Source organism: Mycetocola tolaasinivorans (assembly GCF_003667565.1).
GTDB lineage: Bacteria > Actinomycetota > Actinomycetes > Actinomycetales > Microbacteriaceae > Mycetocola > Mycetocola tolaasinivorans.
This window is the reverse complement of sequence record NZ_RCUX01000004.1, coordinates 128,520-152,408: the sequence shown is the minus strand read 5'-3', so window position 1 is coordinate 152,408 and position 23,889 is coordinate 128,520. Positions and strand designations below refer to the sequence as shown.

15 protein-coding genes are annotated in these 23,889 nt (G+C 65.6%); 5 read left to right on the top strand and 10 right to left on the bottom strand.

The features are described 5' to 3' along the window. Window positions 1-14 precede the first annotated feature (14 nt). The 7 genes from D9V32_RS06150 to D9V32_RS06120 form a co-directional block, all read right to left on the bottom strand. The gene (locus D9V32_RS06150) at window positions 15-8,582 is read right to left on the bottom strand and encodes a metallophosphoesterase (protein WP_147440413.1); all 8,568 of its coding nucleotides are present in this window, start codon (window positions 8,580-8,582) and stop codon (window positions 15-17) included. 404 nt (window positions 8,583-8,986) lie between these two features. Next, window positions 8,987-12,208: a metallophosphoesterase gene (locus tag D9V32_RS16455; protein ID WP_121648022.1), complete on the bottom strand. Its 3,222-nt coding sequence runs from the start codon at window positions 12,206-12,208 to the stop codon at window positions 8,987-8,989. A gap of 52 nt (window positions 12,209-12,260) precedes the next feature. Further along, window positions 12,261-13,070, bottom strand: a complete 810-nt coding sequence (locus D9V32_RS06140; protein ID WP_245982114.1) for an inositol monophosphatase family protein — start codon at window positions 13,068-13,070, stop codon at window positions 12,261-12,263. Next, window positions 13,070-13,903 carry a phosphonate ABC transporter, permease protein PhnE gene (gene phnE, locus D9V32_RS06135; RefSeq protein ID WP_245982113.1) on the bottom strand — a complete coding sequence of 278 codons (834 nt, stop codon included), beginning with the start codon at window positions 13,901-13,903 and terminating at the stop codon, window positions 13,070-13,072. Before phnE ends, D9V32_RS06140 begins: the two co-directional genes overlap by 1 nt. Before the next feature lie 32 nt (window positions 13,904-13,935). Beyond that, window positions 13,936-14,718 carry a phosphonate ABC transporter ATP-binding protein gene (locus D9V32_RS06130; protein ID WP_121648020.1) on the bottom strand — a complete coding sequence of 261 codons (783 nt, stop codon included), beginning with the start codon at window positions 14,716-14,718 and terminating at the stop codon, window positions 13,936-13,938. Between the two features lie 4 nt (window positions 14,719-14,722). Then, window positions 14,723-15,649, bottom strand: coding sequence for a phosphate/phosphite/phosphonate ABC transporter substrate-binding protein (locus D9V32_RS06125; protein ID WP_121648019.1), 927 nt, complete (start codon window positions 15,647-15,649; stop codon window positions 14,723-14,725). A 35-nt stretch (window positions 15,650-15,684) separates the two neighbouring features. Next, window positions 15,685-16,833, bottom strand: a complete 1,149-nt coding sequence (locus tag D9V32_RS06120) for a TIGR03364 family FAD-dependent oxidoreductase (protein WP_121648018.1) — start codon at window positions 16,831-16,833, stop codon at window positions 15,685-15,687. A gap of 165 nt (window positions 16,834-16,998) precedes the next feature. On the opposite strand from D9V32_RS06120, the gene D9V32_RS06115 reads away from it, so the two are divergent. Together D9V32_RS06115 and D9V32_RS06110 are read left to right on the top strand one after the other, a co-directional pair. Then, the gene (locus tag D9V32_RS06115; RefSeq protein WP_183086201.1) at window positions 16,999-17,778 is read left to right on the top strand and encodes a GntR family transcriptional regulator; all 780 of its coding nucleotides are present in this window, start codon (window positions 16,999-17,001) and stop codon (window positions 17,776-17,778) included. 44 nt (window positions 17,779-17,822) lie between these two features. Continuing rightward, complete coding sequence (locus tag D9V32_RS06110; RefSeq protein ID WP_121648017.1) at window positions 17,823-18,542, top strand: phosphonatase-like hydrolase; 720 nt, start codon at window positions 17,823-17,825, stop codon at window positions 18,540-18,542. Here the strand turns inward: D9V32_RS06110 and D9V32_RS06105 are convergent. The 3 genes from D9V32_RS06105 to D9V32_RS06095 form a co-directional block, all read right to left on the bottom strand. Continuing rightward, window positions 18,539-19,060, bottom strand: coding sequence for a GNAT family N-acetyltransferase (locus D9V32_RS06105; protein WP_147440412.1), 522 nt, complete (start codon window positions 19,058-19,060; stop codon window positions 18,539-18,541). The two genes, D9V32_RS06110 and D9V32_RS06105, sit on opposite strands and share 4 nt — an antisense overlap. Beyond that, the gene (locus D9V32_RS06100; RefSeq protein ID WP_183086200.1) at window positions 19,057-20,085 is read right to left on the bottom strand and encodes an LLM class flavin-dependent oxidoreductase; all 1,029 of its coding nucleotides are present in this window, start codon (window positions 20,083-20,085) and stop codon (window positions 19,057-19,059) included. The genes D9V32_RS06105 and D9V32_RS06100 overlap by 4 nt, the downstream gene beginning before the upstream one ends. Window positions 20,086-20,229: 144 nt before the next feature. Then, window positions 20,230-20,730: a YflT domain-containing protein gene (locus tag D9V32_RS06095; RefSeq protein ID WP_245982112.1), complete on the bottom strand. Its 501-nt coding sequence runs from the start codon at window positions 20,728-20,730 to the stop codon at window positions 20,230-20,232. Between the two features lie 140 nt (window positions 20,731-20,870). On the opposite strand from D9V32_RS06095, the gene D9V32_RS06090 reads away from it, so the two are divergent. From D9V32_RS06090 to D9V32_RS06080, 3 genes are read left to right on the top strand one after another with little or no spacing between them, the layout of a single operon-like run. Then, window positions 20,871-22,184: a magnesium transporter MgtE N-terminal domain-containing protein gene (locus tag D9V32_RS06090; RefSeq protein ID WP_121648014.1), complete on the top strand. Its 1,314-nt coding sequence runs from the start codon at window positions 20,871-20,873 to the stop codon at window positions 22,182-22,184. Next, window positions 22,184-22,714 (top strand): DUF1003 domain-containing protein, encoded by a 531-nt coding sequence (locus D9V32_RS06085; protein WP_121648013.1) that lies wholly within the window; start codon window positions 22,184-22,186, stop codon window positions 22,712-22,714. Before D9V32_RS06090 ends, D9V32_RS06085 begins: the two co-directional genes overlap by 1 nt. Beyond that, window positions 22,711-23,880, top strand: coding sequence for a P-loop NTPase (locus tag D9V32_RS06080; RefSeq protein WP_245982110.1), 1,170 nt, complete (start codon window positions 22,711-22,713; stop codon window positions 23,878-23,880). The genes D9V32_RS06085 and D9V32_RS06080 overlap by 4 nt, the downstream gene beginning before the upstream one ends. Window positions 23,881-23,889 lie beyond the last annotated feature (9 nt).

The window sequence follows — 23,889 nt, the reverse complement described above, 5'->3', positions numbered from 1 at the left end:
TTCGGGCGCGGGGGTTATGCCTCACGCGATACCCGGCGGCGGCGCAGGCCGAGGAACAGCAGCCCGAGCAGCAGGAATCCGCCGGCGAGGACGGCCATTCGGCCACCACCATCGCTACCGGAGGCCGGCAGCTTGTCCGCGCCGGCGGCCCCGTCAGTACCGTCGATCTGACCGGCACCGGGGCCCGCGGTTGCGGTGCCGGTGGGTGAGATGGGCCCGTCGGTCGGGATTGCGGTGGGGCTGGTGGGCTCGGTCGGGTCAACCGTGGGGGTCGGGTCAACCGTCGGAGTCGGGTCAACCGTCGGAGTCGGGTCAACCGTCGGAGTCGGGTCAACCGTCGGAGTCGGATCGACCGTCGGAGTCGGGTCAACCGTGGGGGTCGGGTCAACCGTGGGGGTCGGATCGACCGTGGGGGTCGGGTCAACCGTGGGGGTCGGGTCAACCGTGGGGGTCGGGTCAACCGTGGGGGTCGGGTCAACCGTGGGGGTCGGATCGACCGTCGGAGTCGGATCGACCGTCGGAGTCGGGTCAACCGTCGGGGTCGGCTCGGGGGTGGGCTCAACGGGGAGCTCGGCCGCGGTCACGGCGAGCGGGGTGTCCAGTGTGGTACCGTCGGCGCGGACGAGGGTCAGCGCGTAGGTGCCCTCGGGTGCGGTTTCGGGTACCGTCAGGACGCTCCGGATCGCACCGTCGGCGTTCGCGGTTACGGTGCCGAGGCTGATCGAGTCGGCCGAACGCTGGAACGAGATTCCTCGCGGTTCGGTCGGGAACCGCACGTATGCGTTTCCGCGCAGTTCCACGGTCAGGGCCTCGTTCGCGGCGAAGTCGTGTCCGATGATGGTCACGTCCTCTCCTGCCACAACGGTGTCGTTATCGATGCTGAACACCGGGGTCGGGAGCACGGGCTTCTCGGGTTCGGTGATCTGAACGCCGGTCTCAACCTCGGTGCCGTCGGCACGCATCACGACGATCGTGTACTCGCCCTCGGTGACGTTCTCGGGAATGCTGAACGCCTGCTCGAACGAACCGTTCTTATCGGCCTTCACGGTACCCAGCGAAACGGTGTCGCCACCGTTCTTCGGACGCAGCTCAACGGTGACGCTCTCGCCATCGGTGAAGTGAGCACCCGAAACGGTCACCTTTTCGCCTGCCACAACGGAGCCCGAATCAACCGAAATCTGTGCCGGGATCACCGGAGCGGTTACGGTCAGAGCAGCGTCGAGGACCGCGCCGTTGGCACGCACCACGGAGAGTGCGTAGTCACCGGCAGCGGCATCAGCCGGAACGGTGAACGCCTTGTCAAACGAACCGTTCTTATCGGCCTTCACGGTACCCAGCGAAACGGTGTCGCCACCGGTCTTCGAACGGAGCTCAACGGTGACATTCTCGCCATCGGTGAAGTGAGCACCCGTAACGGATACCTTCTCGCCAGCAACAGCCGAAGCCACATCAACCGAGATCTCAGCCGGAATCACCGGAGCGGTCACGGTCAGCGCGGCATCAAGGACCGCGCCGTTGGTACGAACCACCGAGAGCGCAAACTCACCGGCAGCGGCATCAGCAGGAACGGTGAAGTTCTTCTCGAACGAACCGTTCTTATCGGCCTTCACAGTACCCAGGGAAACGGTGTCTGCACCGTTCTTCGAGCGCAGCTCGATCTTCAGGCTCTCCTCCGAGGAGAAACGAACACCTGAAACCGAAACGTTCTCACCCGCAACAACCGAGGTTACGTCAACCAATATCTCAGCAGGCGCAGTCACGGTCAGTGCAGCATCGAGCACCGCACCGTTGGCACGTACCACCGAGAGCGCAAACTCACCGGCAGCGGCATCAGCAGGAACGGTGAAGTTCTTCTCGAACGAACCGTTCTTATCGGCCTTCACAGTACCCAGGGAAACGGTGTCTGCACCGTTCTTCGAGCGCAGCTCAACAGTCAGCGCTTCACCCTCGGTGAAGTGAGCACCCGAAACGGTTACGTCTTCACCGGCGATTACCGAGTTGGCATCTACCGAGATTTCCGCAGGTGCGGTTACAGTCAGAGCAGCATCAAGCACAGCACCATCGACACGGACAACCGCGAGCGTGTACTCACCGGCCGTCACCGAAGCCGGAACGGTAAACGCCTTGTCAAACGAACCATTCTTGTCAGCCTTCACATCGCCCAGCGAAACAGTGTCTCCACCGTTCTTCGAACGCAGCTCAATCGTGACCTCTTCACCCTCGGTGAAGTGCGATCCCGTAACAGATACCTTCTCACCGGCAACGACGGTGGTCACATCAACCGAGACCTCAGCCGGAATCACCGGAGCGGTCACGGTCAGGGCAGCATCCAGAACCGCGCCGTTGGCACGCACCACGGAGAGCGCATATTCACCGGCCGTCACCGAAGCGGGAACGTCGAACACCTTGTCAAACGAACCGTACTTATCGGCCTTCACGGTACCCAGCGAAACAGAGTCGCCACCGTTCTTGGAGCGCAGCTCAACGGTCAGCTCTTCACCATCGGTAAAGTGCGATCCCGTTACGCTCACGCTCTCACCGGCAACAACCGAAGTTACGTCAACCGAAATCTCAGCCGGCGCGGTCACGGTCAGGGCAGCATCGAGCACGGCGCCATCGGCACGGACAACCGCGAGCGTGTACTCACCGGCCGTCACCGAAGCCGGAATCGTGAACGCCCTGTCAAACGAACCGTTCTTATCAGCCTTCACATCGCCCAGCGAAACAGTGTCTCCACCGTTCTTCGAACGCAGCTCAACGCCCACGCTCTCGCCATCGGTGAAGTGCGCACCCGCAACAGATACATTCTCGCCAGCAATGACGGTGGTCACATCCACTGAGATCTCAGCCGGAATCACCGGAGCGGTCACGGTCAGCGCGGCATCAAGGACCGCGCCGTTGGCACGCACCACGGAGAGGACATACTCACCGGCAGCGGCATCAGCAGGAACGGTGAATGCGTTCTCAAACGAACCGTTCTTATCGGCCTTCACGGTACCCAGCGAAACGGTGTCGCCACCATTCTTGGAGCGCAGCTCGACGGTCAGCTCTTCACCATCGGTGAAGTGCGATCCCAAAACGGACACGTTCTCACCGGCAACAACCGAGGTTACGTCAACCGAGATTTCGGCTGGTGCAGTCACGGTCAGTACAGCGTCGAGCACAGCACCGTTAGAACGAACAACCGAGAGTGCATACTCACCGGCGGCGGCATCAGTCGGAACGGTGAACGTCTTCTCGAACGAACCGTTCTTATCGGCCTTCACGGTACCCAGCGAAACGGTGTCTCCACCATTCTTCGAACGCAGCTCAACGGTGAGGTTCTCGCCATCGGTGAAGTGCGATCCTGAAACGGACACATTCTCACCGGCAACAACCGAGGTTACGTCAACCGAGATTTCGGCTGGTGCAGTCACGGTCAGTACAGCGTCGAGCACAGCACCGTTAGAACGAACAACCGAGAGTGCATACTCACCAGCGATAGCAGAAGCCGGAACGGTGAACTTCTTCTCGAACGATCCGTCCTTGTCAGCCTTCACAGTGCCGAGAGAAATAGTGTCTCCGCCATTCTTGGAGCGCAGCTCAACGCTCACGCTCTCACCACCGGTGAAGTGCGATCCCGTTACGCTCACGCTCTCACCCGCAACAACTGTGGCCACATCCACCGAAATCTCAGCCGGCGCGGTCACGGTCAGGGCAGCATCGAGCACCGCACCGTTGGAACGAACCACGGAGAGTGCGTACTCTCCAGCCGCGGCATCAGTCGGAACGGTGAAGGTCTTCTCGAACGAACCATCCGCGGATGCGGTCACGGTACCCAGCGAAACGGTGTCGCCACCGTTCTTCGAACGCAGCTCGACCTTCAAGCTCTCCTCCGAAGAGAAGTTCGCACCCGAAACGGCCACGCTCTCCCCGGCAACAACCGAGGTCACATCCACCGAAATCACGGCAGGCGCGGTCACGGTCAGGCCAGCATCCAGAACCGCACCGTTGGAACGAACTACCGAGAGTGCATACTCACCAGCGGTAGCAGAAGCCGGAACGGTGAACTTCTTCTCAAACGAACCGTTCTTATCGGCCTTCACAGTGCCCAGGGAAACGGTGTCTCCACCGCTCTTCGATCGCAGCTCAACGCTCACGCTCTCACCATCGGTGAAGCGCGCACCCGAAACGGTCACGCTCTCCCCGGCAACAACCGAGGTCACATCCACCGAGATCTCGGCGGGCGCGGTCACGGTCAGCGCAGCGTCGAGCACCGCACCGTTGGCACGCACCACGGAGAGTGCATAGTCACCGGCAGCGGCATCAGCCGGAACGGTGAAGTTGTTCACAAATGAACCATCAGCGGCTGCGGTCACGGTACCGAGCGAGACGGTCTCGTCACCGTTCTTTGAACGCAGCTCCACGGCCAGCTCTTCAGCGGCGGTGAAGTGTGCACCCGAAACCGAAACGATCTCACCCGCAACAACCGTGGCCACATCAACCGAGATTTCGGCAGGGATTACCACCGCGGTCACGGTCAGGGCTGATTCAAGAACGGCCTCGTTGGCGCGAACCACGGCAAGTGCATACTCCCCCGCAGCGGCAGAAGCCGGAACGGTGAACGTCTTCTCGAACGACCCGTCCTTATCAGCCTTTGCGGTGCCGAGAGAAACGGTGTCGCCACCGTTCTTCGAACGCAGCTCGATCTTCAGGCTCTCCTCCGAGGAGAAACGAACACCCGAAACCGAAACGCTCTCACCCGCAACAACCGAGGTGACGTCCACCGAGATTTCGGCGGGCGCGGTCACGGTCAGCGCAGCCTCGAGCACCGCACCATCGGCACGAACAACAGAAAGGGAATACTCACCGGCAGCGGCATCAGCCGGGACCGTGAAGTTCTTCTCGAACGAACCGTCAGCGTCGGCCTTCGCCGAGCCGAGGGGAACGGTGTCGCCACCGCTGGTGGAGCGCAGCTCAACGGTCACGCTCTCACCCTCGGTGAAGTGCGATCCCGAAACGGTCACGCTCTCGCCGGCAACAACCGAGTCCACGTCGACGGACATCTCAGCGGGAACCACCGGGGCGGTAACCGTGAGACCGGCATCCAGGACGGTGCCATCTTCACGCACCACCGCGAGGCTATACGCGCCAGCCGCGGCATCCGCCGGAACGGTAAATGCCTTCTCGAACGAACCATCAGCGGAAGCGGTCGCGGTACCCAGCGAAACAGTATCGGCGCCGTTCGTCGAGCGCAGCTCAACTCGCACACGCTCCTCCGCAGAGAAGTGCGCACCCGAAACGCTCACACTCTCACCCGCAACAACCGAGGCAACATCCACCGAAATCTCGGCCGGAATAACCGGTGCCGTCACGGCGAGGGACGCCTCCAGGGTAGCCCCATCGGTGCGCACCAGGGTGAAGACAAAGCTGCCGGCCGGAGTGTTCTCCGGCACGGAGACGAGCTGCGAGAACGCACCGTCAACACCCGCGGTTACGGTACCAAGGGATACCGTGGCACCGCCCTGCGGCGAGCGCAGCTCGGCGGTAATAACCTCGTGCGCGGCGAAGCCCAGACCAGACACCGTCACGGCCTCACCGGCAACAACGGTCTCGGAATCCAGGGACATCTCGGCGGGAATCGCGGGTGCGACCACCTCGAGCGGCTGCTCCAGGGTCGCCCCATCGGGGCGCACCAGGGTGAAACCATAGCGCCCAGCGGGCACGGTTTCCGGCACGGTCAGGGTATCCAGAATCGCACCATCAGCATCGGCCGTGATGGATCCCAGCGATACCGCCGCGGGGGCACGCGCAAATGACGGGCCCGTGCGGGCCGTCGGGAATTCGACAACGGCGCTCTCACGCAGCTCGACCGTCAGTACCTCGCCCGCAGCAAAGTCGTGGCCGGTCACGGTCACGCTCTCGCCGGCAACAACGCTCTCAACATCGAGCGTCATCTCGGGGACCAACACGACGGGTTCGGAAATGGTCACCGCGGTTTCCACCGTCGAACCATCCGCCCGAACGATCGTCAGGAGGTACTCCCCCGCCGGCACCGCTTCGGGGACCGTCAGCGCCTGGGTGAAGGCACCCTCGGCATCCGCGGTAACGGCACCCAGGGAGATCGGCTCCACCGAACCCTCGGCCGCACGCAACTCGGCCCGCAGGGCCTCATCCGCGGCAAAACCGGTACCGGATGCGGCAAGGGCCTCACCGGCAACAACCGCGCTGTCCTCCACCGCAAGCTCGGGGGTGGAGATAATCGGCGCGGTGGGCTCTGCGCCCGGAATCGCGATGTCAATGTGCTTAATCTTGTTCGGCACGGCCCGGCTATTGAACGAGTACGCGGTCACGCGCAGACGGTCCTCATAGAGGCCAACCTGCAGACCCACCGGGTCAGCCTTCGGATCGCCGGTCTCGTTCCAGTCGCCACTCGGCCCATACTGGGTCGTCAGCGCGACGGTGTTCACGAGGGTGGGTGCCTGGACCCGGGTCGGGTCAAACCGCTTCTCGGCACTCCAGTCGTTCAGCTGTGCACCCCAGTGGGTGTGGCTGGTGAGCGCCGTGACGTTCGGGTTGTCCTCGAGCAGAGCGGCGATACGCGCGGTGTCATCGGCATAGTCGTTGCGGCTGAAGTTAATGTAGGTACCCGAAATGGAGTCGGCAAACACGTGGTGAGTCATCAGCAGCACCGGCTTGTTCTGCGACTTCCAGTGGGCGAGGCGATCACGCAGCCACTCGTACTGAAGATCCGAGAACTTCACGAACGGACCCGAGCCCGTCTGCTTGATGAAGTCGTATCCCTCGCTACCGAGCCAGATCAGCGGCAGCTCGCCGCCAACAAGCTGCTCACCCCAGAGACCACCCTGGTCACCAACGTTTCGCATGTTGGTGGCATCCAGGAAGCGCTCGCGATACTGATCCGAGGTATCCGAGCCGAGACCGTAGTACTCGTGGTTACCGATCGTGGCAATCTGCGTGGGGTATGCGGTACCGCCACCGGCGCGATATGCGGCGTTGTAGGCGGAGTATTCGGCGGAAACACCGTTGTTGACGAGGTCACCGTTGGCCACCAGGGTATCCGCACGCTCGCTCAGGTTCCGGAATCCCGGCAGCACCTGGTAGCGCAGGCGGTCATTGGCCTTCTGGACGTCGCTATAGACGTCAACGAGTGCCAGGGCCTTCTCGCCCTCGGGGAGCTCACCCAGACCGCGCACGAGCTGAGCATTATCAACCATCCAGGAGCCGGCCTTATCGGCACCGGTAAAGTCGAACTCGAAGTGAACCGAGGTCGTGCCCACGGGAATGCTCATCGGAAGACGGTTCTGCAGGGCCTCCTCACTCGAATTCTCCAGGGCGCGCAGCACCTGGCTCTCCCCGTTGTTGTAAACGGCGGTGATCGTGGCACGCTGGCCACCGTTGGCGCGTGCACGGAAGTGGCTGTCAACGCGAAGCTCCAGGGCATCGCCCTCAACCACCGCAATAGCCGGAGAAGTCAGGGTGCCCGAGACGGCACCGCGGGCAGCATCGATCACGGCGATGTTTCCATCGGCGATGGTGAAGGCCTGACGACGGTCGGCACCCCAGTTCGCGACGATCTCGGGAAGGGTGGACACGCTCCAGTCGCTCTCGGCCGGGATCGTCCAGACTCCGTCGTTCTCGAAGCCGTCAAACCACACCTTCTTCTCGGTGCTGGCCAGATCCGAACCGGTCGAGTTATAAACGGTCAGCGGAATGCGCGTGGGTGCAATTCCGGGACCGCCCAGGCTCAGGAAGTGAATTCCGTTCTCAAGCCCCTCCGGTGCGAAGACGCGAATGGAGACGGTACCGTCCACACCCGCCGGCGCAATGTCGGGCACCGAACCGCCCTGGCCGAGAGTAGCCATGAGCTGCTGACCGGGACGGAGCCCAGCGATGGTCAGCATGGTGTTCTTCCCTGCACCAACCAGGGGCTTCTGCGAACCCACCAGGAACGGTACGTTCTCGGGTGCGTTCACCTCAAAAATGGAGACGTTATCGATCATCCAGTACCAGTTGTTGGAGCTCTGGAGATACTGCCAACCGATGCGGACCTTCTGCGCACCGATCGGTGCCTGAATGATCGAGCTCACCTCCTGGTTGAGACGGTCCTGAGAGAATCGCTCAACAACCACCGGCTCGGCATCGTCGAACCGTGCGACGAGCTGTGCGGTCTGTGGTGCGAGGCCCTGACGATAGTGGCTGTCAAAGTTCACCCGCACGCCACCGGTCGAGTTAGTTATGTCCATGGAGTCGGACCACAGGGTGGAGTCAAACCGGTCCTGGGCCGGACGGTTGGCGTCCGACTGAACAACGGCGACCTTACCCTGCCCGCGACTGAACTCGTTCTGCTTGCCCGACCCCGGGAACGCATCGGTGACCTGCTTGACGGTGTGGAACGTCCAGCCCTGCCACCCCGCCTTCATCCCATCGGTGTTAGTGCTGTCGACAGACCACCCCTCGGGGGCCGTCTGCGCATTCGGTGCGGACTCAAAAGACTGGCTGAGGGGGCCGGCCGCAAATGCGGGTGCGGTACCAATGCCAATGGCCGTCAATGCGACAGCGAGGGATACGATAGCGGCCAAAACCTTCCGCCCGCGGCGACGGGAAGAGGGCACTAGGGCGCGAACGAGCGACCCGCTGCCGGGTCTACCCGAACCGGGTGTGCGTAGGTCGCTGGGCTGCGAATTCATTGAGATTTGGCTCCTTTTGAGGGGGTAACACGATCGACTGGGCGAAAAATATGTGCCGCCGGAGGAGAAATCCACGCATCCGCGCCGCACCCCCCGTGCGAGGGTCGAAGTATAACGAATGAAATCCTCAGAGTAAATAGGTCTCGACGAGGCAATTCACGACAGCCCAGAGAAACCATCATGAATGTGATGGTTTTGGGAACGGAGCCCTTCCCCACGCAAAAGTGCCCGTGACCCAGGGTGGGTCACGAGCACTTCCTCGACGCGCTATGCGTCGGTGCCGAATCGGAGGGTAACTAGCCTCGCGCTCGGCGACGCAGGCCAAACAACAGCAGCGCAATCAGGCCGAGGCCACCGGCGAACAGCGCGAGGCCGTTCGTGTTGGCACCGGTTCCGGGGAGCGATCCCGAACCATCCTCGCCGGGCACCGTCGAGGTAGCACTCGGCTTACCCGTTGGCGAAGTGGGCGAGTGCGTCGGATCGGCGGAGGGATCCGTCGGCGCGATGGTCGGGCCGGTGGTGGGCACCGTCGTCGGGCCGGTGGTGGGCTCAACGGTCGGCTCCACGGTGGGCTCCACGGTCGGCTCCTTCGTCGGCTCCTTCGTGGGCTCAACGGTCGGCTCCACGGTCGGCTCCTTCGTCGGCTCCTTCGTGGGCACAACGGTCGGCTCCACGGTGGGCTCCTTCGTGGGCACAACGGTCGGCTCCACAGTCGGCTCCTTCGTCGGCTCCTTCGTCGGCTCCTTCGTGGGCTCAACGGTCGGCTCCACGGTCGGCTCCACCGCCGGCCTGATGGTCACCGGCTTCTCGATTGCCTCGCCTCCGGCACGAACGAGAGCCAGGGTGTAGGCACCTGCGGGGACGGTGGCGGGAATTGCCAGCTCTACGCGGAACGAACCGCGCTCATCGGCGGTGACGGTACCGAGGGAAATCGGAGTGGCTGCTGCACGGAAGAGGCTCGCTGCCTGCACCTGGCGAAGCTCAACCGAGAGACTCTCCCCCGCGGTGAATCCCTGCCCGGCCACGGTGATGCTCTGCCCCGCCACCGGAGCGTCGGTTTCAATCTCGGCCCCGGGGGTCGGGAGAGCCGGACCGGTGGGCTCGTTTCCAGGAATGGCGATATCGATGTGCTTGATCTCGCGCGGAGTTGCCTGTGCATTGAACGAGTAGGCCGTCACTCGCAGACGGTCCTTGTAGAGCGCTACACGCAGGCCCACCGGGTCCGCATTGCTGTTTCCGGCCTCACCCCAGTCGCCACTCGGGCCGTACTGGGTCGTGACCGCAACCGTGTTCACGACGGTCGGGGCCTGAGCCCGGGTAGCATCGAACCGCTTCTCGGCGCTCCAGTCATTGAGGGTGGCTGCCCAGTGAGTGTGGCTCGTCAGAACCGTCACATTCGGGTTGTCCGCGAGGAGCGCGGTCAGTCGTGCGGTGTCGCTGTCGTAGTCGTTGCGGTAGAAGTTGATGTAGGTACCGGAGACCGACCCGGCAAACACGTGGTGGGTCATCAGCAGCACCGGCTTGTTCTGCGACTTCCAGTAGGCCAGGCGGTCACGCAGCCACTCGTACTGGCGGTCGGACATCTTCACGAACGGCCCCGAGCCCTTGGCCTGGCTGTAGTCGTGAGCCTCACTGCCGAGCCAGATGAGCGGAAGCTGCCCGTCCACGAGCTGTTCGCCCCAGAGGCCGCCCTGGTCACCCACGCTTCGCATGCCCGTGGTGTCGAGGAATCGGTTCCGGAATCCGTCCACGGTGCCGGAGCCGTAGTACTCGTGGTTTCCAATGGTCGCGATCTGAAGCGGATACTGATTTCCTCCACCGGCGTTGTACGCGTTGTAGAACGCGGTGTAGAGGTCGGGGGTGCCGTTTGAGACCAGGTCACCGTTTGCAACAACCGTGTTCGCACGCTCGGTTAGGGCACGGAACCCGGGCAGTACCTGGTTCTGCATGCGGGCGTTTGCGCCCTGAATGTCGCTAAACACGTCGACCCGCGCGCTCGAAGGCTCGCCCTCGGGCAGATCGCCAAGACCACGCACAACCTGAGCGTTATCCAGCATCCAGGACCCCGTTCCGAGGTCTCCGGCGAACGAGAACTCGAAGCGCACGCCGGTTGCCGCAGCGGGCACGGTCAGCGGAAGCCTCAGCTGAGCGGATTCCTGCGTTTCGCCGAGGGTGCGCAGCGTCTCTCGCTCCCCCGAGGAGTAAACGGCCGTTACCGACCCCGTTTGGGCACCAGTGCCGCGCTTGCGGAAGTGGCTGTCTACGCGCAGTTCGAGGGTGTCTCCGGTGCGAACGGCGATCTCCGCGGAGGCGAGCGATCCGGACGCTGCACCGCGCGACGCATCGATGACGGCGATTCGACCGTCGGCCAGGGTAAACGCCTGACGGCGGTCCGTCCCCAGCTGCGCCACAACATCGTCCACGGTGGATATGCTCCACGGGCTACCCGCGGGAATTGCCCAGGACTGCGCCGATTCGAACCCGTCAAACCAGACCTTCTTTTCGGTCGTGGCCAACGCCGATCCGGTGCTCCGGTAGACGGTGATCGGCAGCGACGTGGTGACGATGTCCTCACCCGAGATGCGCAGCTGCTGTATTCCGTTCGGAGCGTCGGCGGGAATCGCGACGTCCAGTGTCACGGCCCCCTCGCCATCCGCCGCGGGAATGCCCGCGATCGGGGCACCGGCGCCCAGGGCCACGACCGGCTGCTGACCCGGTCGCAGGCCGCCGATCGTGACGGTGCCACGCTCTCCCGGAGCGATCAGTGGCTTCTGGTTTCCCTTCAGTACCGGCTGGGTGTCCGCCGGCGGAGCCTCCTGCATTCTCACGTTGTCGATCATCCAGTACCAGTTGTTGGTGCTCTGCAGGTACTGCCACCCGAACTGCACGCGCGCGGCATTCGCGGGAGCGTCCACGGAGCGCGAAACGCTCTGGTTGAGTCGGTCGGCAGTGAATCGCTCCACCACAACGGGTTCCCCGCCGTCAAAGCGTGCCACGAGCTGCGCGTTCTGCGGGGCCTGCCCCTGGCGATAGTGGCTATCGAACGACACCTGAACCGCGCCCGTCTTCTCGGCGATACTCAGCGGGCTCGACCACAGGGTTGACGAGAAGGTTCCGCTCGTAGGCCGGTTTGAATCCGATTGCACGATCGCAACCCGGCCGGTACCGCGCGCAAACTCGCCCTGCTTTCCCGACCCGGGGAACGCCGCGGTGACCTCGGAAACGGGGTGGAAGGTCCAGCCCTGCCAGCCCGCCTTCATTCCCACGGTGTTGGTGCTGTCGATACTCCAGCCCTCCGGCGGGGTGACGGCATCCTGACCGTTCTCGAAACCCTCGGCCACCGGGCTCGCGGCGAACGCCGGAACGGCGGCCGCCCCGCTGAGAAAGACGAGGAACGCAACCGCACCGGCAATACGCCGACGGCCGCGGGATGTGGTGCGATTCGGGGCGCTCTGACCCGGGCGGAACGGGGATGGTTCCGCTGAGTCTCGACGCACGCCTGAGGAATGCGATTTCATGGGGTGTTCTCCTAGAGAGGGGTGGGGTATGGGGAGGGAGAAAGTTGTGGGGCTAGCCGGTGATCCGCGCGCGGATCTGCTCGTGCAGCGGGCCGTTCGTGGCCAGGAGGTTACCGGAGGTGTGCGAGGAGCGGCCGTTCACATCGGTGCAGGTGCCGCCGGCCTCGCGCACGATCGGGATCACCGCGGCCAGGTCGTAGGCAAACACGTTGAACTCGCACACCGCATCCAGCGCGCCCTCGGCCAACAGCATGTATGCCCAGAGGTCGCCGTAGGCGCGATCCCGCCACACGTCGGCGCAGAGCTCGAGCAGCGCGTCGAGGTGGCCGGCATCGGACCAGGACTCGACGGACTGGAAGCTCAGCGATGCCTGATCCACGCGATCCACCGCGCTAACGCGCAGTCGGGTGGGCTCCCGAGTACCCTGCTGCCGCCAGGCACCGTGGCCGGTCTGGGCCCACCAGCGCAGGCCCAGCGCGGGGGCGGAGACCACGCCGAGCACCGGCACGCCATCGATCTCGAGCGCGATCAGCGTGCCCCAGTTGGGAACCCCGCGCAGGAAGTTTGCGGTGCCGTCGATCGGGTCGATAATCCAGCGTCGGGTGCTACGGCCCGCGTGCTCGCCGGTTTCCTCGCCAAAGAAGCCGTCCTCCGGGCGTCCGTGCTCGATGGCGGCCCGCAACACCCGCTCGGTCGCGGTATCGGCCTCGGTCACGACCGAGCCATCGGCCTTCACCCCGTGCTTCAGGTTTGCCGCCGCATAGCGCGGCAGGCTCTCGGCATCGGCGAGCGCGGCCAGTTCGAGGGCGAAGACCAGGTCGTCGGCACGCACGCCGACACTCGTTTCGTTCAGCATCACCATTATGCGAGCTTCTTTCTGATCCAGGCGGAGGCCAGGTCCACCACGATGATGAGCACCAGCACGATGATCAGATAGGTGAGCATGGTGTCGAACTGGAAGGTCTTGATCGACTTGTTGATGAGCAGCCCGATGCCACCGGCCCCCACGAGGCCGAGCACCAGCGAGGAGCGCACGTTGACGTCGAAGCGGTAGAGCAGCAGGCCGGTGAGCTGAGGCAGGACCGAGGGCACGGTGGCATTCGCCACGATCTGGAAGCGGTTGGCACCGGCGGTACGCAGCGCCTGCTCAGGGCCGGGATCCACGTCCTCCATCGCCTCGGACCACAGCTTGCCCATCACCCCGGTGTTGTGGCAGATGAGCGCGAGCACACCGGCGAAGGGGCCGAGGCCCACCGCGGTCACGAAGATCAGCGCAAAGACGATGTCCGGAACGGCGCGGAAGAACGAGAGGATCGCGCGAGCGATCTGGTAGACCACGGTGTTCGGCGAGGTGGTGCGCGCGCCGAGCACCGCGAGCAGCAGCGCGAACGGAATCGAGATCGTGGTGCCGAGCAGCCCGATCCAGAGTGTGGTCAGGGCCCCGGAAATACCGGCGGTAATGACCTTCGGGCTGAAATCCGGCGGGATCGCCTCGGCCAGGAAGTTCGCCATGCCACGAGCCCCCGTCACCAGGGCATCGGGCCGGAAGTCGGTGGCCTCGAACGCAAACAGGTGCAGGATCACGAGGATCGCGATGATGGCCGTCCACGAGCCCGCCCGCCAGGGAGCCCGCGAATCGGGTGGCACCGGGAGCGTGCGGACGGACGTGCGGCGGCGGGTGGGGGTGTCGGTCACGGGGGTCCTCGGGGATTGGGTTCCGTGGGCGCTCATCGGTAGAGCGCCTGGATCTGTTCGGGGGTGACCTCGCCGGTCGGCGCGTCAAAGGTCAGGGCACCATCGCGGAGCCCGATGATGCGGTGGGCGTAGCGCTGGGCAAGCTCGGGCTGGTGCAACACAGCCGCCACCCCGAGGCCCTCCTCCACCGCGAGGGTGTGAAGAAGCGCCATGACGTCATCGGCCGCTCGCGGGTCAAGCGCCGACACCGGCTCATCGGCGAGGATGATGCGGGGGCGCTGGCACAGCGCCCGGGCGATCGCGACCCGCTGCTGCTGGCCGCCGGAGAGGCTACCCGCGCGGTCGTGGGCGCGGTCGGCCAGGCCCACCCGATCGAGGCAGGCCATGGCCTCCTCACGGAGTTCCCGGCCAAACAGCGGCGGGATCGAACGCCAGGTGGGCAGGCGCGAGAATCCGCCCGCACACACGTTTTGAAGCGCGGTGCGGCGGCCCACCAGGTGGATCTTCTGAAACACGGTGGCGGCGGTGCGGCGGGCCTCGGCCCGGCGCTGCGGGCTGGCCTCATTGAGGTTGACCCCGGCGATCGTAATGTCGCCGGCATCCGCTTCGATCAGCCCGTTCACCGCGCGCAGCGTGGTGGACTTCCCCGATCCGTTTGCCCCGAGGAAGGCCACCACCTCCCCCGCATGGACCCGCATGCTGAGTTCTCGCAGCACGGTCCGGTCGCCGAAACGTTTGGACAGCGCGTGTACATCCAGGAGAACCTCGGCGGTGGTATCCGATGCGGTGGTGCCGCGCGCGGTGAGGGTGTTCATTGGACTAGACGTCCTTCTCGGTGAGGCCCATGGTCTTGGCCAGGTCGAACAGCGGCTGGTAGGTCTCCTTGGTGACCGGAATCAGGGGTCCGGCCTCCTTCACACCGAGGAACGCGCTGACCTTCTCGACGTCTGCGGTGTCGAGGCTCAGCAGGGCGTCGGTCACGGCCTTCTGGAACTCCTTGGGCAGGTTTCCGCGGACGGTTACCGGGTCGTTCGGGATGTCGCGCGACTTCCAGACCTGACGGAACTTGGTCTGGTCGAAGGTGCCCTTGGCGGTCGCGGTAGCGAGGGTCTGCGAGTTGATCTGCGCGGCGTCCACGGTACCGTTGACCAGGGCGAGCAGGGCCTCCGGGTGTCCACCGGCGTAGTCCGCGGTGACCTCGTCCACGATGCCGGCATCGGTCAGGGCCGACATCGGCAGGGCGTCGCCCGAGGTCGAGCCGGGGCTACCGAGGGCCAGGGTGTGACCCTTGAGGTCTTCGAGGCTCTTGATCGGGGAGTCGTTGGGCACCCAGATGCCACCGGTGTAGGTGGTGGGCTTACCCTGGGCGTCGCCGAAGGACACCATCGGGATGGCGTCGGCACGCTGGCTGGCGAACACAAAACCGAGCGGACCGAACTGGGCGATCTCCAGCTGGTCATTCTCCATGGCGAGGACCTCGGCGGCGTAGTCCTCGGTGATGCTCACCTCGACCGGGCAGTCCAGCTTCTTCGAGAGGGCCTCGGCCAGCACCTTGTAGGCGGGCTCAAGCTTCTCCGGGTCCTCATAGGGCAGGATGCCCATGCGGATCTTGCCTCCGGGGCACTCGGTCGATTTCTCCGAGGGCTTGGCGGCGGCGTCACCACCGGAGGCGGGGCTCGAGCAGGCCGAGAGCCCGAGGGCGATCAGCGCGGCGGCGGAGGCGATGAGGACGGGGTTCTTTTTCACGATTCTCCTTGGGGAGGGTTGGGTGGTGGGTGGGGCTAGCTGTGTGTTGCGGGGAGGGAAAGGGTGAGGGCACCCACGGTGCGGGCACCGAGTGCCGGACCGAGGGTCATGCCGATACCGGTGGTCACGGTAACGGCCGTGACGCCGGGGCGAGGGTGCGTGGTCACGATGCCGTGGGTGGCGCTCTGGGCGTAGACGCCCTGCCAGCGCTCGAGCACCTCGAGCGGGCCGGCACCGAGCACGTCGGTGATCTCGGCGAGCACAATCTGCGACCAGGTTTCGGAGAGGAACGGCGGCGCGCTGCGGTGCGCCGCATGGGTGTCACCGATCAGAATCGTGCCGTCCGTGTGCCGGGTGAGCATGATGTTTGCCTGGATCGCGAGGAGCTCGGGGCGCGTTTCGGTGAGGTGCGCCCGCAGTCGCTCGATCGCGGGGCCGGAGAAGGCCGAGTAGCGCAGCATCGAGGTGCCGGTCAGGACGGCGGCACCCGGCCCATCGATTGCGCGGGCCCGGACGCGCAGCATCTGCAGTGCGCACTCGCCGATCCCGTGATCCTCGGCGATCTCGGGGTACAGGCGGCCGATCAGGTGTCCGGCGGTGACGATCACGTGATCGGCGAAGACGTCGCCGCGGGCGGTCACGACCCGGCCGTCCTCAGCCGCGAAGACCGCGGTGCCGAAGCGCACCCGGCCGCGTTCGTGGGCGTTGACCCAGGCGGCGATCGTGGCCACCGCGGTGCGAGGATCAACCGTCAGGTCGCCCGGCAGGAGGAGGCCGGCCAGTTCGGGCGATGCCGAGGCGCGGCCCAGCAGCGCGGCGGTTCGGTCCGCGTCCAGCGCGGCGGCGTTCGCAAAGCGCTCCTGGGTGCGCGCCTCATCAAGCGCCTCGCGCTCGGCGGCGTCTCGGGCCAGCACCAGGGTGCCGGTGCGGTGGGCCGCGACCCCGGCACGCTCGGCGATGCTCAGCCACAGCGGGCGGGCCTCATCGGCGAGGACGCCGTGCTCGCCGCCGTGGGCACCGAACCCCAGGTGGCCAAAGTTTCGGATGCTCGCACTCACGGCCCGGGCATCCTGCTCCAGCACCGTCACCCGATAGCCGGCATCCAGCGCGGCTACCGCGTGGGAGAGCCCGATAATGCCGGCACCGACGATCACGATCTGCGGCGGGGTTGGTGTTGTTGTCATGTTTCGAGCATGCTGTTTTGAAACTAATCATGACAACTTTTTTCAGCTCAATTCCGCGGGAGTTAACCGAAAAACACATCTCGTAGACATTCGGTCACGAGTCGTTCATGTATTTCTCTAGTGAGTTGTACACACCTAGTACAGACAACTCGTATGCTTGTGCTCATGACCGAATCAACGCCGCTGCACACGCGGCTCTACGACACGATGATCCAGCGCATTCGCTCCGGTGAGTGGCGTCAGGGCGAACGCGTACCCAGCGAAAAGGAGCTCGCCGAGGAGTTCGGCACCTCGCGCGGCCCGGTACGCCAGGCCCTCGCAGCGCTGCGCGCCGAGGGCATGATCGTGGGTGGACGCGGGGCCCCACCGCGGGTCAACCGAGCGGTCCCGCTGCAGTCGTTTGACACCTTCATGTCCTTCACCGAGTGGGCGCGCGACCTGGGGTACACCCCCGGTCAGCGCGTGATCGAGGCCGCCCGCCGCCCGGCCACGGAGGAGGTCGCTCGCGAGCTGGAGATCGACATGGATGAGCAGGTGGTCGAGATCATTCGCCTGCGCCTGCTCGATGGCGAACCGGCGATGCTGGAGCGCTCTCTCTTTCCATTCCGGATTGGCCGCCACCTCATCAGCGCCGATCTCGACAACGGCAGCATCTACCAAAACATGCGCGCCCTCAACATCTCGCCGGTGCGCGCGCGGCACGTGATCGACGCCGTGGCCGCCCACCAGCTGGATGCCGAGTGGCTGCGGGTGCCGGTGGGCGGTCCGCTGCTGCGGGTGCGCCGCGTCTCGTTCGATCAGAACGGCGACGTCCTGGAATCCTCGGATGACCGCTACCTGCCCAGCATGGCAACCTTCGTGGTCGAGAACTCCTCCGAGCACCGCACCCCGCTCACCCGTGCGGTGGTGGGGGCCGCCCCCGAGGGCCTCTCGGCGCTGCCCTAGTCCACTCCATCACTCACAACCCCCAAATACCCACCGGAGGAATCATGATTCAGCTCGCAGTTTTTGACATGGCCGGCACCACCATCGACGATGGCGGCGCGGTGTATCGCGCCCTGGAAGACGCCGTGACAGAGACCGGTGCCACGGTGGACCCGCACGATCTCCAGGCCTGGATGGGCACCGAAAAGCACGCTGCCCTCGCGGCACTGCTTGAACTCGGCGGAGGTACCGTGACGGCCGCGAGTATCGCGAGCGCCTACGATCGCTTCGCCACCCTGCTCGACCAGTACTACACCACCACGCCTCCGCGCCCGCTACCCGGCATCCCCGAGACGCTGCGCGAGCTGCGTGCGGCCGGTATTCGCATCGCCCTGACCACCGGGTTCACGCGCCCGGTCGCGACCGGGATTCTCGCGGGGCTCGGCTGGCGAATCGGGGTGCCCGGAGACGATGAGGGCGTCACGATCGATGCCCTGGTCTGCGGCGATGAGGTGGCCCAGGGCCGCCCGGCACCGTACCTGATTCACCGGGCGATGGAGCACACGGGCATCGTTGATGTCTCACGAGTCCTCACCGCCGGGGACACCGTGGTCGACGTGCAGGCGGGCCTCAACGCCGGCGTCGCGCACACGGTTGGGGTCCTGACCGGCGAGCTGAGCGCCGCCGATTTTGACGCCGCGGGCTACGCCGCCGGCCGTGATTCCCGCGTGCACATCCTGGCGTCGGTCACCGAGGTTCCGGCGCTGCTGGGAGTTGCGCGTTAGGGCGTTCCCAGCGGATAGACGAACGTGAACAGGTCGAGGATCTTCTTCCCGCCGATCCAGAGGCCGTCGCGTTTGGGCGCGCGCACAAACCCCAGGTGTTCGTAGAGTGCGTGCGCCCCGGTCATGTTCGGTCCGGTCTTGAGAAACACACCCTGAAAGCCCGTCTCGCGGGCGTGACCGATGACGTGGGTCATCAGCGCGGCGGCGATTCCCTGGCGGCGCGCGTCCGGCGAGACGCCCAGGATGCGCAGGTCCAACTCGCTATCGAGGACGTCCTCGTGCAGGGGCGGCACCCCCGCGCGGCGGGTCGTGATGCTGCCCAGTAGCGCGCCCTCGGCCCCCTCGGCGACCCACACGTCGTAGTTTTCGGCGCGGGTGGCCGCGAACTGCATGGGGTCGGTGGCGTGCCCCTTCTCACCGTAGTCGTGGGCGTAGGCGGCGCGGATCAGCGCGTCGATCGCCTCGTACTCGCCGGGACGAGCCAGCCGGATAACGGTGACGGCCTGCTGCACGCTCACGCGGCACCGCCCGGGGTCCAGCCGAGTGCCGGGCCGATCTTCGTGGCGACCTGGTGCAGGATGTGCTTCCACTCATCCAGGCCAAATTCAAAGGGCAGCTCAACCAGGAAGTCATCCGCGGCGAGGTATCCGGGGTCGGCCACGATGCGCTCGACGATCTCGTCGGTGGCGCCGAGGAGATCCGGGGCGATAATGGTGCGCTCGCCGTGCACCTTCAGCGTGCGCGGGGTGCGCCCGGCAACGTGTGCGGTGTAGAGCTCGCGCTGGGCGGGCGTGGTGTCCTCGGTCGGGACCAGCACGCGGGCGACGATCGCACGGGAGTTTTCGGGGTGCGGGTGGGCTGCACGGTAGGTGTCGATCTGTGCCTTCTGCACGAGACCAAAATCGAGCACGCCATTTTCGGTGCTGCTGATGTTGCTCATGAGCCAGCCGAGGCCGGCCTGGCCCGCCCACTCGGCCGAGCGCAGGGATCCGCCGCCGTACCAGATGCGCTGCGCCAGACCGGGGCTGTGCGGCTCGACCCGGGCGGTATCGAGGTCGCCGCCGATGCCGTTGTACGGGGCCACCTCACGAACCGTCTCGCCTGCGATCAGGTCGCGCAGGCGCTCAATGCGGCCGTAGCCGTAGTCCTCGCTGCGCCAGCCGGCATCAAACACGATGTCGTTGACCTCGTCGCTGAAACCCGGCGCGTGCACGCTTACTCCAGCCAGGACGCGACCGTTCGAGAGGAGGTCGGCGGTGCCGAGATCCTCGGCCAGTCGGAACGGATTCTCGTTGCCCACGGGGATGACCGCGGTCCCGAGCCCGATGCGCGTGGTGTGCTGGGCGAGCGCCCCAAAGAGCACCGCGGGAGAACCCAGCCCGCGCTGCAGGTGGCGGCTACGCAGCCATCCGCTATCGAGCCCGAGTTCCTCGGCAAAGCGGAACAGCTCGATCGTGTCGGCGAGACCGCGCGTGGGGTCTTCGGGATCGATTGGCACCAGGTGAATAAAACCGAGCTGCCGCGGGGCGGTGGATGAGGTCACGTTCTCTCCTTCGGGGGCGAATAGGGTCACCCTACGCCCGCCGCCACTCACGACGAAACGCACACGTTATGTATGGTCATCCGGCGACACAGACCTCGCAAAACCGGGCCGCCAAACGGGCGGCCGTCACGGTAGTGAGAGGGCCTAGCCCTCGCGGTTTTCGAGCGCCTCGCTGAGCAGACGGCGAGCGCCACCCACTAGCTCGGCCGGCACGATCAGCGAGTAGGAGCCCGCGACGATTTGCATGACCGAGGTGAAGTCCTTGCGGCGGCGGCGCACCGAGTAGGTGAAGATCGAGAACAGCATGCCGAACCCGGCACCCAGCAGCACGGCGGCCGCGACGATGCCGAGGTTGAGCGTGGGGTTCATGATCACGAGGATGAGCCCGAGGAAGATACCCATCCAGCCACCGCTCAGCGCACCGGATCCGGCGGCGCGGCCGTAGGTCATCTTGCCGGTCACGCGCTCGACGCTGCGGAGGTCATCGCCCACGATGGAGACGGCGCGAACCGGGAAATCGCCCTGGCCGAGCACCGCTACGGCCTTCTGGGCGTCCAGATAGCTCTCAAAAACCGCCACGGTCTCCCCGGCGGGAAGCTGGGCGTCAAACGGGTTTCGGCCGGGGCCGCTCTGCGGAATACTCACGGTTCCATTCTCGCACTTGCCCGGCAATTCGAAACGATTACGCCGCCGTTTTCGCCCACAGCGCACCGCCCGCCCCTCGGTTTCGACCGGGGGCGTGCGCCCGGGTAGGTTCCACCCCGATCCACGACTACATTAGAGAGGTGAGTACTACACGAGTTTTTGTCGCCCGACTTGCTGGGTGCACCGTATTTGACCCCGCGGGCGACCGCGTGGGCAAGGTGCGTGACGTCCTTGTGGTGTACCGAAAAAACGATCCGCCCCGCGTGGTGGGTCTCGTTGTTGAAATTCCCGGTAAGCGACGCGTTTTTGTGTCGATCGGCCGGGTCACCTCGATCTCCGCGGGCCAGGTCATCACGACCGGCCTGATCAACGTGCGCCGCTTCCAGCAGCGCGGCGGCGAGGTGCGCGTGATCGCCGAGATGCTCGGCCGCAAGGTCATCTTCCACGATGGCTCGGGCGAGGCCACCATCGAGGACGTCGCGATCGAGTCGCAGGGCCCCGGTGACTGGTCGGTCAACCAGTACTTTGTGCGCCGCCCGAAGACCTCCGCATCGCCGTTTGCGCGCGGCATCACCACGTTTGCGAGCTGGCGCGAGATCCGCGAGAAGGACGACGACGGCGAAGCTCAGTCGGCCGAGCGACTGATCGCGACCTACACCGATCTCAAGCCCGCCGACCTCGCCAACACCATGCTTGATCTGCCCGGCGAGCGACTGCTCGAGGTGGCCGGCGAGCTCTCCGATGACCGCCTCGCGGACGCCCTCGAGGAGATGCCCGAGACCAGCCAGATTCAGATCCTGGCGAGCCTCAGTGATAAGCGCGCGGCCGATGTGCTCGACCACATGCAGCCGGATGACGCGGCCGACCTCATCGGCCAGATGTCCGAGGAGCGCGGTGAGCAGCTGCTCGACCTGATGGAGCCCGAGGAGGCGGAGGACGTCCGTCTGCTGCTGTCCTTCGCCCCGGATACCGCGGGTGGTCTGATGACCACCGAACCCATCATCCTCTCGGCCGACTCCACCGTCGCCGAAGCGCTGGCGCTGGTGCGCAAGGCCGAGCTGGCCCCCGCGCTGGGTGCCGCGGTGTGCATCACCCTGCCGCCGTATGAGCCGCCCACGGGGCGATACCTCGGCATCGTGCACTTCCAGAAGATGCTGCGCTATCCCCCGCACGAGCGCCTCGGCACCATCATGGATCAGAGCCTCGAACCACTGACCACCGATTCCTCGGCGGCCCGCGTGGCCCGCACGCTCGCGAGCTACGACCTGGTGTCCGTCCCGGTGGTGGACGATAATCACCGCCTGGTGGGCATGGTCACTATCGATGACGTGCTCGACTTCCTGCTGCCCGATGACTGGCGCACCCAGGAATCCGATATCCCCGTGCGCCGAAGTACGTCGCGGTTTCATCACACCCCACGCAACACGAACGGCACGCCTCGGGAGGGACGATAATGGCAAAGCAGCGACGAACTGACGCGGGCCTCGACGCCCCCAAGGGGCTGCGCGGCGCGGTTCTCGCCTCCCGAGACAAGACCGACCGCGACCGGTTTGGCCGATTCACCGAGTGGGTAGCGCGTGCCATGGGAACCCCCGGGTTTCTCGTGGGGCTCACGCTGTTCTGTGTGGCCTGGATCGTCTACAACTCCTGGGGCCCGGAAAACATCCGCTTTGACTCGGCCGCGTTTGGTTTCACCGCGCTGACCCTGATCCTCTCCCTGCAAGCCTCCTATGCGGCACCGCTGATCCTGCTCGCGCAGAACCGTCAGGATGACCGCGACCGCGTGCAGATCGAGCAGGACCGTCAGCGCGCCGAACGCAACCTCGCCGACACCGAGTACCTCGCCCGCGAGGTCGTGGCGTTGCGACTCGCGATGAAGGATCTCGCGTCGAAGGACTTCATCCGTCACGAACTGCGTGCTCTACTGGAGGAGCTGGAACGCGATCGCGAACCGGCCGCCACCGAGGAGGAGCACCGCTCGTGACAGACACCGCCACCGTGCCTTCGGACCCCCGCGAGCACGAGGCCCTGTGGCGCGCGCTCGGCACCGTGCAGGATCCCGAGATCCGGCGCCCGATCACCGAGCTCGACATGGTCGAGTCCGCCCGGGTGGATGACGCCGGCGTCGCACACGTTGGCATTCTGCTAACCATCGTGGGCTGCCCGGCGGCGAACGCGATCGAGGCCGCCGTGCGCGCTGCCGCTTCCGGCGTCGAGGGGGTTGGTGCCGTGGAGCTGACCGTGGGCGTGATGACCCCGGCGCAGCGGCAGGCCCTGACCGAGCGTCTGCGCGGCGACCGCGGCACCCGCGAGATGCCGTTTGGGCCGGGCACGCTGACCCGGGTCTTTGCCGTGACCAGCGGTAAGGGAGGGGTGGGCAAGTCCACCATCACAGCGAACCTCGCCGCGGCCTTTGCCGCGCGCGGACTGCGCGTGGGCATCGTGGATGCGGATGTTCACGGGTTCTCGATTCCGGGCCTGCTCGGGGTCGGCGAAAACGCCCCGGAGGCGGTGCGGCCCACCCGGCTGGACAACATGATCCTGCCCCCGGTGGCCCACGGCATCAAGCTCATCTCGATCGGCATGTTCCTGGATGATCCGCGGGCGGCCGTGGCCTGGCGCGGGCCGATGCTGCACCGTACCATCAACCAGTTCCTCACCGACGTCTACTTCGGCGACCTCGACGTTCTCCTTCTCGATCTGCCGCCCGGCACCGGAGACATCGCGATCTCGATCGGGCAGCTGCTGCCCAATGCCGAGGTTGTGGTGGTGACGACCCCGCAGCCCGCGGCCGCCGAGGTGGCCGAGCGCTCGGGTACCCTCGCGGTCCAGACCGGGCAGCGCATCGCCGGGGTCATCGAAAACATGGCCGGGCTCGTACAGCCCGATGGCAGCGTGCTCGACCTGTTCGGCAGCGGCGGCGGTGCCCTCGTGGCCGAACGGCTCTCGACCATCGCCAAGCGTCCGGTGCCGGTACTCGCATCCGTACCGCTGAGCGTCGAGCTGCGCACCGGCGGCGATGCCGGGGTACCCGTAGTGATCGCCGATCCCGAAAGCTCGGCGAGCCGCGCGATCCTCTCGGCTGCCGACGCCCTGCTCGCGGGTGGCCGCAGCCTCGCCGGGGTAAAGCTGGGCCTCAGCCCGCGCTAACATTCACAC